Below are 12724 nucleotides of genomic sequence, written 5' to 3'. Positions count from 1 at the left end.
AGGACGCCGCCGAACAATTTTTGGGAAAACCCCGCACCTTACGGTGCGGGGTTTTCTGCGTTTTCGGGAGGGATGGGGGAGCCACCATGTGGCCCGCCCCCCTTTTCTCACAGGCGTCCCGCGGCTTTGAGTTCCAGGTAGGCGTCGGACAGGGCCGGAGCCAGTTCGTCCGGTGTTGCGTCGACGACCGTGACGCCATGCCGGCGGAGTTGTGCCGCGGTGCGATGGCGTTCGGCCTGAGCCTGGGCCGCCGCTGCCGCCTCGTAGACGGCTTCGGTATTTCCTCGTGCCTCGGCCATGCGGGAGACGTGCGGGTCGGCCACGGCGGCCAGTAGCACCGTGTGCCGCTGGGTGAGTTGCGGGAGGACGGGGAGCAGGCCCTCTTCGATGGGGGCTGCATCGAGTGCCGTGAACAGCACGATGAGAGAGCGGCGCGGGGTCGTCCGAAGCGCGGTGGCCGCGAGGCCGCGTGCGTCGGTTTCGACGAGTTCGGGTTCGAGCGTCGCCATCGTGCCGACCAGGGCCGGGAGGACGTCGCCTGCTGTCCGGCCCTGGGCCAGGGCGCGTACCCGGCGGTCGTATGCGAGGAGGTCGACGCGGTCGCCGGCGCGGGAGGCCAGCGCGGCCAGGAGCAGTGCTGCGTCCATGGACGCGTCGAGACGGGGAACGTCTCCGACACGGCCGGCCGAGGTGCGGCCGGTGTCGAGGACGAGCAGGATGTGGCGGTCGCGTTCCGGGCGCCAGGTGCGTACGGCGACGGCGGACTGGCGGGCTGTCGCGCGCCAGTCGATGGAGCGGGTGTCGTCGCCGGGGACGTACTCGCGCAGGCTGTCGAACTCGGTGCCCTCGCCGCGGGTCAGCACGCTGGTGCGGCCGTCCAGTTCCCGGAGTCGGGCCAGTTTCGACGGCAGGTGCTTGCGGCTGGTGAAGGGCGGCAGGACACGCACCGTCCAGGGGACCCGGTGAGTGCCCTGGCGAGTGAAGAGGCCCAGTGGGCCGGAGGAGCGGATCGTGACGCGGTCGGCCTGGCGGTCGCCGCGGCGGGTGGGGCGTAGACGGGTCGTCACGCGTCGGCGTTCGCCGGGCGGCACCGTCAGACGGTGGCGGGAGGCGGCGACCTCCGTGCCGGGCTGCCAGCTGCTCGGCGGCCAGGCGTCACGGAGTTGGGCGCGGAGCGGGCGGCCGGACGGGTTGGTCACCGTGAGGGTGACGTCGGCCGAGTCGCCCAGGCGGGCGGAGGTGTCCCCGGAGCGGGTCAGGCGCAGGCGTCGTACGGGGGCGGCCAGGGCGAAGTCGCATGCGCAGGCCACGGCCAGGGGCCCGTTGACCGCGAGGATGCCCGTCCAGCCGGCGTCCCAGATGCCGACGGGGAGTGAGCCGAGTGCCGCGAGGAGCGCGGCGCGTCCGGTGAGGGCCATCAGCGCGGGACCGGGACGTGGGCGAGGATCGCGTTGATCACCGAGTCGGCGGTCACGCCCTCCATCTCGGCCTCCGGGCGCAACTGGACGCGGTGGCGGAGGGTGGGCAGGGCCAGGGCCTTCACGTCGTCGGGGGTGACGTAGTCGCGGCCCGTCAGCCAGGCCCATGCGCGGGAGGTCGCCAGCAGGGCCGTGGCTCCGCGCGGGGAGACGCCGAGGGTGAGGGACGGCGATTCGCGGGTGGCCCGGCAGATGTCGACGACGTACGCCGTGATCTCCGGGGAGACCGTGGTCTTGGCGACCGCGGCGCGGGCAGCGTCCAGGTCGGCCGCGTTCGCGACGGGGCGCACGCCTGCGGCGCGCAGGTCGCGGGGGTTGAAGCCGGAGGCGTGGCGGGTGAGGACGTCGATCTCGTCCTGGCGGGACGGCAGGGGGATGGTGAGCTTGAGGAGGAAGCGGTCCAGCTGGGCTTCCGGGAGGGGGTACGTGCCCTCGTACTCGACCGGGTTCTGGGTCGCCGCGACGAGGAACGGCTCGGGGAGCGGGCGGGGTGTGCCGTCGACCGTGACCTGACGTTCCTCCATCGCTTCGAGGAGGGACGACTGGGTCTTCGGGGGCGTGCGGTTGATCTCGTCGGCGAGCAGGAGGTTGGTGAAGACCGGGCCGGGCTGGAAGGAGAACTCCGCGGTGCGGGCGTCGTAGACGAGCGAGCCCGTCACGTCGCTCGGCATCAGGTCGGGGGTGAACTGGACGCGCTTGGTGTCGAGTTCCAGGGCGGAGGCCAGGGCGCGGACGAGGAGGGTCTTGGCGACTCCGGGGACGCCTTCGAGGAGGACGTGGCCGCGGCACAGGAGGGCGACGACGAGGCCGGTCACGGCGGGGTCCTGGCCGACCACGGCCTTGGCGATCTCGGCGCGCAGGGCTTCGAGGGCGGCGCGGGCGTTGCCCGGGTCGCCGGTCTGCCCGGCGTTGTCAGTGGTCGGGTCCATCATGGACGGCGTACCTCTCTTTCGAGGGCGTCGAGTTGGTCGGCGAGGGCGATGAGTGCTGCGTCGTCGCTGGGCGGCGGGCCGAAGAGGAGGGTGTGCAGGGGCTGCCGGTCGCCGTGCAGGTGGGCCGACAGCGCGGGGAGCAGGACTTCGGGCGCGTGCGCCTGGGCGACGGGGACGCCTACGAGGGGGGCGAGGCGGGTGCGGGTGGTGGAGCGAAGAGCGGCGGCCGCGCGGTCGCGGGCGCCCGCCTTGCGGTAGAGGCGGGCGCGGCCTTCGACGGTTTCGGAGGCGCGGACCGCGACGGGGAGTTTTTCGGGCACGAGGGGTCCCATTCGGCGTGCCCGCCACAGGGCGGCGAGGGCCGCTGCGATGAAGAGCTGCAGGGTGCCCCAGAGCCAGCCGGAGGGGAGCAGGTCGAAGAAGCCGCGTTCGTCCTCCGGGGCGGTGGCGTCGGAGAGCGAGGGGAGGTACCAGACCAGGTGGGGGCGCGAGCCGAGGAGTTGGAGGGCGAGCGAGGCGTTGCCGTGCTCGTCGAGGTGGTTGTTGTAGAAGATGTCGGGTGCGCCGAGGACGACGGTGTCTCCTGCGGTGGCCTCCCGGGTCGTCGCTTGCGGCGTCTCGGGGACGCGCAGCAGGGTGGCCAGGCGCCGGCTGGGGTAGCAGGCGTCGGCACCGAGGCCGGTGCTGGTGTAGCGGATGCCGCCGGTGTCGGCGGTGCCGGCGCGGCGGGCGGCGGGCAGGTCGCAGTCGGGGGACAGCGTCGAGTCGATGCTGAGCGCGGGGTCGGCGGTGACGCCGGGGACGAGGCGTTCGACGGAGGCGCTGCCGGGGGCCACGAGGACGGTGCGGCCGCCGGAGCCGGCGGTCGCGGAGTGCAGCTCGGTCTGCTGGCGTTCCGTCAGGCGGTCGGGCACGGCGACGAGCAGCGTGGTGTCCCGTCCGGTCGCGGCACGTGCGTCGGCCAGGGTGGTGACCACGCGCGTGGAGACCCCCCGGTCGGCGAGGAGCTCGGCGACGGCCCTGCTGCCGTAGGGGTCGGCGGAGCGTGGGTCGAGCTCGCCGTGCCGGGCGTCGGAGCGGACGACGGCGATCGCGACGGCCCCGGCGAGGAGCAGGACGAGGGCGAGCGTGATGCCTCGCGCGCGCGTCCACAGTTGGCGTCCTGTGGGGGAGGCCGAGGTGGTGGGGAGCGTGGCCTCGGTGGTCATCCGGCGGCTCCCTGGCGGGTGTTCCGGTCCGTGCTGCCGGTGGTGGCGGCCGGCTGCGGTTTGCTGCGTTCGAGGTCGCGGTCGAGGCCGGTGAGGCGGCGGTATGCCTGCTCGGTGCCCGCCCGGCCGCCATACGTGACGTCGTCGAAGTCGCGGGCCGCGGCGCGTAGCCGGTCGCCGTGGTCGGGCAGGGAGCGGCCCGCCTCCACGGCCGCCTCGTCGGCGGTGCGGCCGGGGCGGATGTCGAGGAGTGCGCGTTCCTCCAGGGCGCGGACGATGGCGCGCATGCGTTCCTGGACGGCCTGGCTCCAGTGGCCCTGGGCCGCGTGTGCCTCGGCGGCGGCGCGGTGGTCGGCGGCGCTGCGGGGGCGGTCGTCGAACAGGGCGGGGGCGGAGGCGGGCCGGCGGCGCGGGGTGCCCAGCCGCCACCAGAGGGCGCCCAGGACCGCCAGGACGGCCGCGATGACGACGATGAGGCCGAGTGCCCCTCCCGGCGTCGCGTTCGAGGCCGTGCTGAACAGTTCGTCGATCCAGTCCCAGAAGGCGTTGAGGGCGCGCTGGAACCAGCTGGGGTCGTTCTCGTGGTACATGCGCTTGGACAATTCGCGCCGGGCCGCCTCCCGCGCGGGGTCGCGCGGGATCGTCACCGGTGGTTCGTCGCCGGAGCGCGCAAGCGACAGTACGGAGGTGTCGCCCGCGCGCGGCAGCACGCGGACGGCGGTGCGTGGCAGCACCTCTGTGAGAACTCCCCCCGCCGGGCTCACCGCATCAGCTCCCCGCGGTGGCGCCGGAGCCGGGGCCGGCCTGGATGCCGGCGGCACGGGCCAGTTCGAGGTCGAGGGCCTCGCGGCGGATGCGCTGGTCGATGTAGAGCAGCACGGTGACGCCCGCGGTGATCGGGAAGGTGATCATGGAGCCGATCACCGCGCCGATGCCGCTGACCACGAGGAACGTCCAGCCGAAGTCGCCGCCGCCTTCGAGGAAGCCGCTGACGCCGTCGCCGCTGAGGGCGGCGGCGAGGAAGGTGAAGGGAATGACGATGATCGACGCCACGACATTGGCGATGATCGTCGCGAGCAGCTGGATGCCGAAGACCCGCCACCAGGAGCCGCGCACCAGCTTGGCGGAGCGGCTCATCGCCTTCTTGATGCCCTGCTTCTCCAGCATCAGCGCGGGGGAGGCCAGGGAGAGGCGGACCATGAGCCAGACCGTGACCACGGCGGCTGCCATGAATCCCAGGACGGTCAGGGCCACGCCCGACTCGCCGCCCGCCGTCGCGGAGACGGCGAAGCCGGGGAGCATGCCGGCGGTGAGGATGCCGGCGACGATGAGCAGCAGCAGGAGGATCAGGCCGAACAGCTTCGCGACCTGGGGGCGGGCGTCCCGCCACGCCTCGCCGGCGGTCACCGGCTTGCCGAGCACGGCACGGCTGGTGACGGTGGTCAGCAGGGCGGTGGCCACGACGGTTCCGAGCAGGGAGATCAGGAAGATGACGCCCGAGTTGATCGTGGTGTCCGCCAGGGCGTCGCCGAGTTCGCTGAGGGTGGCGTTGGGGTCGTCGAGGGCTTCGCTGCCGGTGTCGTCCAGGACGAATCCCTGGAGCAGCACGACGATGATCTCCGTGACAATGGCGACGGTCAGCGAGATGCCGAGGACCGTGCGCCAGTAGGTGCGCATCGTGGAGACCGCGCCGTCGAGGATCTCGCCGACGCCGAGCGGGCGCAGCGGGATCACACCGGGCTTGGCCGCGGGCGGGGGGCCGCCCCAGCCGCTGCCCCATCCGCCGTAGCCGCCGTAACCGCCTGGAGCGCCCGGGCCGCCGGGGCCGGCGTGGGGCGGGGTGCCCCAGCCGGGGTGGGGCGGTGCGGGGGGCGGCGGGGTCTGGCCCGGGGTCTGCGGGCCCGTGGGCGCGGACCACTGGCCGGGGGGCGGCTGCTCCTTGGACCACTTCGCGCCGGGGCTCGCCGGCTCCGCGCCCGGCTGGCCGGCGGGCTCCGCCGGCTGCGTGGGCCGGTCGGTGCCGGGGCGATCGGCGGGTTCGGCGGGGCCGGACGCGCCGGGCTCCCGCCCGTCGGACGGGGATCCGGGCGAGGCCCAGCCCGGAGTGTCGTTCATCGTCGCTCCTTCACGGTGCCCGTCCGCGGTCGCGGCGGCAGGTTGGCTGCCATCGTGCCATGGGGTGGTCGGCTGCGGACCGGGCGCGGTATGGGCTGCGCACCTTCAATTGTCCGCCGGATTGCGGGCAGACTGACCGCATGGCTGATCAGGACGCGCAAATCGGCGAGGGCACGAGGCCACCCGAGATCCCGGCAGTGCGCTGGGAGGAACCGCCCGAAGGTCCGGTGCTGGTCCTGCTGGACCAGACGCGGCTGCCGGCCGAGGAGGTCGAGCTGGTCTGCACGGACGCGTCCGCGCTCGTGGAGGCGATCCGTTCGCTCGCCGTGCGCGGGGCGCCGCTGCTCGGCATCGTCGGCGCCTACGGCGTCGCGCTCGCCGCCGCGCGGGGCTTCGACGTGGAGGAGGCCGCGTCCGCGCTGGCCGGCGCCCGGCCCACCGCGGTGAACCTGGCCGTCGGCGTGCGCCGGGCCCGGGCGGCCCACCGGGACGCGCTCGCCAGGACCGGGGATGCCCGGGAGGCCGCCGAGGCCGCGCTGGCCGCTGCGCGGGCGCTGCACCGGGAGGACGCCGAGGCCAGCGTCCGCATGGCCGGGCACGGCCTGGCGCTGCTGGACGAGCTGCTGCCCGGCGGCGGGCACCGCGTCCTCACGCACTGCAACACCGGATCGCTGGTGTCGGGGGGTGAGGGAACGGCGTTCGCGGTGGCGCTCGCGGCCCACCGGGCGGGGCGGCTTCGGCGCCTGTGGGTGGACGAAACGCGTCCGTTGCTGCAAGGTGCTCGCCTGACGGCGTACGAGGCGGCCCGCACCGGCATGGCGTACACCTTGCTCACCGACAACGCGGCCGGTTCGCTGTTCGCGGCAGGTGAGGTGGACGCGGTGCTGATCGGGGCCGACCGCATCGCCGCGGACGGTTCGGTGGCGAACAAGGTGGGGAGCTATCCGCTCGCGGTGCTCGCCCGGTACCACCATGTGCCGTTCATCGTGGTGGCGCCGGTGACGACGGTGGACCCGGACACGCCCGACGGGGCGTCCATCGAGGTCGAACAGCGCCCCGGATACGAGGTGACCGAGGTCACAGCGCCTCAGGCGCCGGTGACAGGAGCGGGAGGGGGGATTCCGGTGGCGCCCCTGGGGACCCAGGCGTACAACCCGGCGTTCGACGTGACACCGCCCGAGCTGGTGACGGCGATCGTCACCGAGGAGGGCGTGATCTCGCCCGTGACGTCCGAGGCGCTTGCCGGGCTGTGTGCCAGGTCACGCCAGGTAACGATTAGCTAATGGGATGATGTCGTTTATGAAGGGACGAGTCCTTGTCGTCGACGACGACACCGCACTGGCCGAGATGCTCGGCATTGTGCTGCGTGGTGAGGGTTTTGAGCCGTCTTTCGTAGCCGACGGCGACAAGGCGCTGGCCGCCTTCCGTGAGACCAAGCCCGATCTGGTGCTGCTCGACCTGATGCTGCCCGGACGGGACGGCATCGAGGTCTGCCGCCTGATCAGGGCGGAGTCGGGTGTGCCGATCGTGATGCTGACGGCGAAGAGCGACACCGTCGATGTCGTGGTGGGCCTGGAGTCGGGCGCCGACGACTACATCGTGAAGCCGTTCAAGCCGAAGGAGCTGGTGGCCCGGATCCGGGCGCGGCTCAGGAGGTCCGAGGAGCCGGCTCCCGAGCAGCTCGCCATAGGTGACCTGGTCATCGACGTGGCCGGTCACTCCGTGAAGCGGGACGGGCAGTCGATCGCGCTGACGCCGCTGGAGTTCGACCTGCTGGTCGCGCTGGCCCGCAAGCCGTGGCAGGTGTTCACGCGCGAGGTGCTGCTGGAGCAGGTATGGGGCTACCGGCACGCGGCCGACACGCGGCTGGTCAACGTGCATGTGCAGCGGCTGCGCTCCAAGGTCGAGAAGGACCCGGAGAAGCCGGAGATCGTGGTGACCGTCCGTGGCGTCGGTTACAAGGCCGGGCCGAGCTGACATGAGCAGGGACAGTGCCGCTTCGGCGCCCGCCCGGTCCGGGGCCCGCGCCGGGCGGCCTGTCGGTCCCGGGCCCCGGGGGTCCCGCTGGGGGCGCCTGCTGGAGGGCGGGCTGCTGCACGGCGGGGTGCAGGGCAGCCCGGTGCTCCGCCTGTTCATGCGCTGGGTGCGCCGGCCGCTGCTGCCCGTGATGCGGCTGTGGCGGCGCAACATCCAGCTCAAGGTCGTCGTCACCACGCTGCTGATGTCACTGGGCGTGGTGCTGCTGCTCGGTTTCGTGGTGATCGGGCAGGTGCGCAACGGCCTGCTGGACGCCAAGGTGAAGGCCTCGCAGAGCCAGGCCGTCGGCGGGTTCGCCGTGGCCAAGCAGAAGGCCGAGGAGTCGGCGAGCACGACCGGCGACGACGGCACCCCGGCGGACGGCCGTCCCTCGCAGAACGTCATCCAGTGGATGAGCGACCTCGTGAAGTCGCTGTCCAGCGGTGGCCAGAGCGCCTTCGACGTGGTCACGCTCCCGGTGGGCGGGGACAGCGGCAGCGGACGCGGCCCGCGCGCCTCCGGCCTGGTCGATCCGTCGGCCAGCGTGCCCGAGGACCTGCGGGAGCGGATCGACGGCAGCACGGCGGCGGCCCAGCGCTACACCCGCATCCACTACAACTCCGACAAGGCCTCCCAGCCGGCCCTGGTCATCGGCAAGCAGGTCAACGACCCGAACGGCGAGCCGTACCAGCTGTACTACCTCTTCCCGCTCACCCAGGAGGAGAAGTCCCTCAGCCTGGTGAAGGGCACGCTGGCGACGGCCGGGCTCTTCGTCGTCGTCCTCCTGGGCGCCATCGCCTGGCTCGTCGTGCGCCAGGTCGTCACGCCCGTGCGGATGGCGGCCGGCATCGCCGAGCGGCTGTCCGCGGGGCGTCTGCAGGAGCGGATGAAGGTCACCGGCGAGGACGACATCGCCCGGCTCGGCGAGGCCTTCAACAAGATGGCGCAGAACCTCCAGCTGAAGATCAACCAGCTGGAGGACCTGTCGCGTATGCAGCGGCGGTTCGTCTCGGACGTGTCGCACGAGCTGCGTACGCCGCTGACGACCGTGCGGATGGCCGCCGACGTCATCCACGACGCGCGCGTGGACTTCGATCCCGTGACCGCGAGGTCGGCCGAGCTGCTCGCCGACCAGCTGGACCGGTTCGAGACGCTGCTCGCGGACCTGCTGGAGATCAGCCGCTTCGACGCGGGCGCGGCGGCGCTGGAGGCGGAGGCGATAGACCTCAGGGAGGTCGTACGCCGGGTCGTCAGCGGGGCCGAGCCGCTCGCCGAGCGCAAGGGCACGCAGATACGCGTCGTCGGTGACCAGCAGCCCGTCGTCGCCGAGGCGGATGCCCGGCGGGTGGAGCGGGTCCTGCGCAACCTCGTCGTCAACGCCGTCGAGCACGGCGAGGGCAGGGACGTGGTCGTCAAGCTCGCGGCGGCCGGCGGTGCGGTGGCCGTGGCGGTGCGTGACTACGGCGTCGGGCTCAAGCCCGGCGAGGCGACCCGGGTCTTCAGCCGCTTCTGGCGGGCCGACCCGGCACGCGCGCGTACCACCGGCGGGACCGGCCTGGGGCTGTCGATCGCCCTGGAGGACGCGCGGCTGCACGGCGGCTGGCTGCAGGCCTGGGGCGAGCCGGGCGGCGGCTCGCAGTTCCGGCTGACGCTGCCGAGGACGGCGGACGAGCCTCTGCGGGGCTCGCCGATACCGCTGGAGCCCCCGGACTCGCGGCGCAATCGCGGACCCGGCGAGGCGGGCGCGCCGCACGGCGGGGACAAGGCGGTCACCGTGCCGGCCCAGGCGGCCGTCGGGCAGGCGCCGGCGGTGCCCGGCCGGGACCCGATCCCGCCGCGGCCGGCCGCCGTGGCGCCCACGGCCGACCCGACCGCACTGCCCGGCAACGGCGCGCGCGTGGTGCCGCGCCCCGTCTCGGGCGGCCGGATGCCGGACGACACGTCCGCGCCGGAGGCGGCGGGCCGCCCGGACGCCGGGCCGGAGGACATGACCAGGCAAGGGGAGGCATTCCGTGGGCGCTGACCGCGAGGGGGGCCGTCGGCCGGGGCCGGCGCGCGCGGTGGCGTACGCCGCCTGTGGCGTCGTACTGCTGGCGGGGTGTGCGTCCATGCCGGACAGCGGGGATCTGCGGGGCGTGGAGTCCACACCCCGGCAGGACCCGCAGGTGCGGGTGTTCGCGATGCCGCCGCGTGAGGACGCACCGCCCTCGGAGATCGTGCAGGGCTTCCTGGAGGCGCTGACCAGCGACGATCCGCACTATGAGACGGCGCGCAAGTACCTGACCGGCGAGGCGGCGAGGACCTGGCGGCCCGAGCTGTCCACGACGGTGCTGGCGGGCGGACCGGGCACCGAGTCCGATCACGCGGGGAGCCGTGGGGAGGCCAACGACTACTCGGTCACCCTGACCGGCACCAAGGTCGCCACGGTGGACGCGCAGCAGTCGTACGCGCCCGCGGAGGGGTCGTACCGCAAGCCGGTGCACCTCACGCGGGACGGCAAGAGCAGGCAGTGGCGGATCGACGAGTTGCCGCAGGGCGTCGTCATGGGCAAGTCGGACTTCCAGCGCAACTACGTGTCCGTCAACAAGTACTACTTCGCCTCGAACAGCGCGCCGGAGGCCGAGGCCGGCCCGGAGCGGCAGCCGGCGGCCGTCGCCGACCCCGTCTACGTGCGTCGGCGGGTGGATCCGATGACGCAGGTGGTGCGCTCCCTGATCAGCGGGCCGACGAGCCTGCTCGGACCGGCGGTCAGGTCGAGCTTCCCCACCGGTACGGCACTCGCGAAGGGCACCGCGTCCCTGACGCCCGACGACCGCAACAGGCTGACGGTGCCGTTGAACGACAGGGCGTCCCGGGTCGGTGAGGACAAGTGCGACGAGATGGCGGCCCAGCTGCTGTTCACGCTGCAGAGCCTCAACCCGGTGGTGGACGAGGTCGAGCTGCGGTCGGGCGGCAGGCAGTTGTGCTCGCTGACCGAGGAACGGGCCGATGCCGTCGCGGCGCGCGGCTCGGCCCAGCGCCCCGACTACCTGTACTTCGTCGATGACGAGCACCGCCTGGTGCGGATCGCCGCGGGCAGCAACGCCACCAGGGCCGAGCCCGTGCCAGGAGCACTGGGCGAGGGCGGAAGGGCCCTGCGGTCGGTGGCGGTGTCCCGTGACGAGCACACGGCGGCCGGGATCGGCCTCGACGGCAAGGCGCTGTACGTCGGATCGCTGGTGTCGGGCGGATCGCTCGGGGAGCCGGTGCTGGTCAGCGAGGGCAAGACGGAGGGCGACCGGCTGACGGCGCCCAGCTGGGACGCGCGCGGCGACCTGTGGATCGCCGACCGGGACCCGGCCGGACCGCGGCTGCTGATGCTGAGCGAGGGCGCCGGCGAGCCGGTTCAGGTGCGGACCCCGGGGCTGGACGGGCGGGTCCAGGCCGTGCGGGTGGCCGCCGACGGGGTGCGGATCGCGCTCATCGTGGAGAAGGACGGCAAGCGGTCGCTGCTCATCGGACGGATCGAGCGGGACGAGAAGAAGGCCGGCGAGCAGTCCACGGTCACCGTCCTCGAACTGCGCTCCGCGACACCCGGGCTGGAGGAGGTCACGGCCATGTCGTGGGCCGGGGACAGCCGGCTCGTGGTGGTCGGACGTGAGCACGGGGGCGTCCAGCAGATCGGGTACGTGCAGGTCGACGGCTCCACGCCGGAGGCATCGGTGCCCGCCGCACTGACCGGTGTGAAGGAGATCGCCGCGTCCGAGGACGAGCGGCTGCCGCTGGTGGCGTACTCGGAGGACGGGATCGTACGGCTGCCGTCCGGGATGCAGTGGCAGAAGGTGACGGAGGGGACGGCGCCGGTCTATCCGGGGTGAGGCGTCCGGTCGCGCCGATACGGACGTTCACTCGTGTGGGGGACCGGCCGGTGGCCGGTGCGTGGAGTTGTCCACAGGGCGTTGTCCACAGGCCTGGCCGGGCGGTGCGGGTGTTGGCACAGTGGTGGGCATGCGGGGGTGGTGGCGGGACCTCACCGACCTGGTGCTGCCGGCCGAATGCGGGGGCTGCGGCAGGGCTCGTACGGTGCTCTGCCCGGAGTGCCGCAGGGCGCTGAGCGGTGCCGTGCCGCGCCGGGTGCGGCCGGTGCCGGAGCCGCCCGGGCTGCCGGCGGTGCACGCGGCGGCCCGGTACGGGGACGAGGTGCGGGCCGTGCTGCTGGCCCACAAGGAGCGGGGCGTTCTGGCCCTGGCCGGGCCGCTCGGCGTCGCCTTGGCGGGGGCGGTGCGGGTGGGGCTCGAGGAGGCGTGGACGGGTGCCGGCGGTGCCGGGTTCGCGGGCGCGCGGGGGCCGGTGCTGCTCGTGCCCGTGCCGTCGGCGCGCCGGGCGGTGCGGGCCCGCGGGCACGATCCGGCGCGCCGGATCGCCCTCGCGGCGGCGGGTGAGCTGCGGCGGACCGGGACGCCGGCCCGGGTGCTTGCCGTTCTGCGGCAGCGGCGCGCCGTGGCCGACCAGTCCGGGCTGGGCGCCCGCCGGCGACTGGACAACCTCGCGGGCGCGCTGGCGGTGGCTCCCGGCGCCGACCGGCTGCTGGGGAGTGGTCAGGTCGTACTGGTCGACGACCTCATGACGACCGGAGCGTCCCTGACGGAGGCGGCCCGTGCCGTGCGGGCGGCGAGGACGGAGGCGATCGTGGACAGGGGGGAGCGGGCTGAGTCGTCGGCGGTGCGCGGTACGTACGGATCGGTGAGAACGGCTGTGTATCCGTCGGTTGTCTGGGAAGGCAGAGAGGAACAGAAGTCAGGAGAAGCGGCGGATGCGACGGTCCGGGAGCCGGAAGCGCCGGGAATGGCGGGCCCCGGCGGAGGCGGTGCCGTCGTCCGTGAAGATGCCCGTGAAGTGATCTGTGCAGCCGTGGTCGCGGCGTCACCGGACCCTTTCCAAATAAACCGGAACTGACCGAGAACTTATGACGTTGCAGCCAATGAGAAGGTCAATT

Annotated in this window: 10 protein-coding genes; 5 read left to right on the top strand and 5 right to left on the bottom strand. The window is 73.5% G+C overall.

The annotated features are described in order from the left end of the window. Positions 1-107: 107 nt before the first annotated feature. From H0H10_RS29595 to H0H10_RS29575, 5 genes are read right to left on the bottom strand one after another with little or no spacing between them, the layout of a single operon-like run. Positions 108-1418, bottom strand: coding sequence for a DUF58 domain-containing protein (locus tag H0H10_RS29595; protein ID WP_188184205.1), 1311 nt, complete (start codon positions 1416-1418; stop codon positions 108-110). Continuing rightward, a complete protein-coding gene (locus H0H10_RS29590) occupies positions 1418-2407 on the bottom strand; it encodes an AAA family ATPase (protein WP_188184209.1) in 990 nt (329 codons plus the stop codon). The genes H0H10_RS29595 and H0H10_RS29590 overlap by 1 nt, the downstream gene beginning before the upstream one ends. Further along, positions 2407-3618 carry a DUF4350 domain-containing protein gene (locus H0H10_RS29585; RefSeq protein WP_188184204.1) on the bottom strand — a complete coding sequence of 404 codons (1212 nt, stop codon included), beginning with the start codon at positions 3616-3618 and terminating at the stop codon, positions 2407-2409. Before H0H10_RS29585 ends, H0H10_RS29590 begins: the two co-directional genes overlap by 1 nt. Beyond that, positions 3615-4382: a DUF4129 domain-containing protein gene (locus tag H0H10_RS29580; RefSeq protein WP_188184203.1), complete on the bottom strand. Its 768-nt coding sequence runs from the start codon at positions 4380-4382 to the stop codon at positions 3615-3617. Before H0H10_RS29580 ends, H0H10_RS29585 begins: the two co-directional genes overlap by 4 nt. 4 nt (positions 4383-4386) lie before the next feature. After that, entirely contained in the window at positions 4387-5733 is a 1347-nt protein-coding gene (locus H0H10_RS29575; RefSeq protein WP_188184202.1) for a proline-rich domain-containing protein, read from the bottom strand. Between the two features lie 140 nt (positions 5734-5873). Here H0H10_RS29575 and mtnA point away from each other — a divergent pair, with 140 nt between their 5' ends. The 5 genes from mtnA (at position 5874) to H0H10_RS29550 (ending at position 12684) form a co-directional block, all read left to right on the top strand. Continuing rightward, a complete protein-coding gene (gene mtnA, locus H0H10_RS29570; protein ID WP_188184201.1) occupies positions 5874-7016 on the top strand; it encodes an S-methyl-5-thioribose-1-phosphate isomerase in 1143 nt (380 codons plus the stop codon). A gap of 4 nt (positions 7017-7020) precedes the next feature. Next, the gene (mtrA, locus tag H0H10_RS29565; RefSeq protein ID WP_003975799.1) at positions 7021-7710 is read left to right on the top strand and encodes a two-component system response regulator MtrA; all 690 of its coding nucleotides are present in this window, start codon (positions 7021-7023) and stop codon (positions 7708-7710) included. A 1-nt stretch (position 7711) separates the two neighbouring features. Continuing rightward, positions 7712-9772 (top strand): MtrAB system histidine kinase MtrB, encoded by a 2061-nt coding sequence (gene mtrB / locus H0H10_RS29560; protein ID WP_188184200.1) that lies wholly within the window; start codon positions 7712-7714, stop codon positions 9770-9772. Then, on the top strand, positions 9762-11606 hold the full coding sequence (locus tag H0H10_RS29555; RefSeq protein WP_188184199.1) for an LpqB family beta-propeller domain-containing protein: 1845 nt from the start codon (positions 9762-9764) through the stop codon (positions 11604-11606). The genes mtrB and H0H10_RS29555 overlap by 11 nt, the downstream gene beginning before the upstream one ends. 130 nt (positions 11607-11736) lie before the next feature. Beyond that, a complete protein-coding gene (locus H0H10_RS29550; RefSeq protein ID WP_188184198.1) occupies positions 11737-12684 on the top strand; it encodes a ComF family protein in 948 nt (315 codons plus the stop codon). Positions 12685-12724 lie beyond the last annotated feature (40 nt).

It is taken from the genome of Streptomyces griseicoloratus (assembly GCF_014534645.1).
Lineage (GTDB): Bacteria > Actinomycetota > Actinomycetes > Streptomycetales > Streptomycetaceae > Streptomyces > Streptomyces griseicoloratus.
The sequence above is the reverse complement of the archived record's forward strand: the minus strand, read 5'-3'. Positions and strand labels throughout refer to the sequence as shown.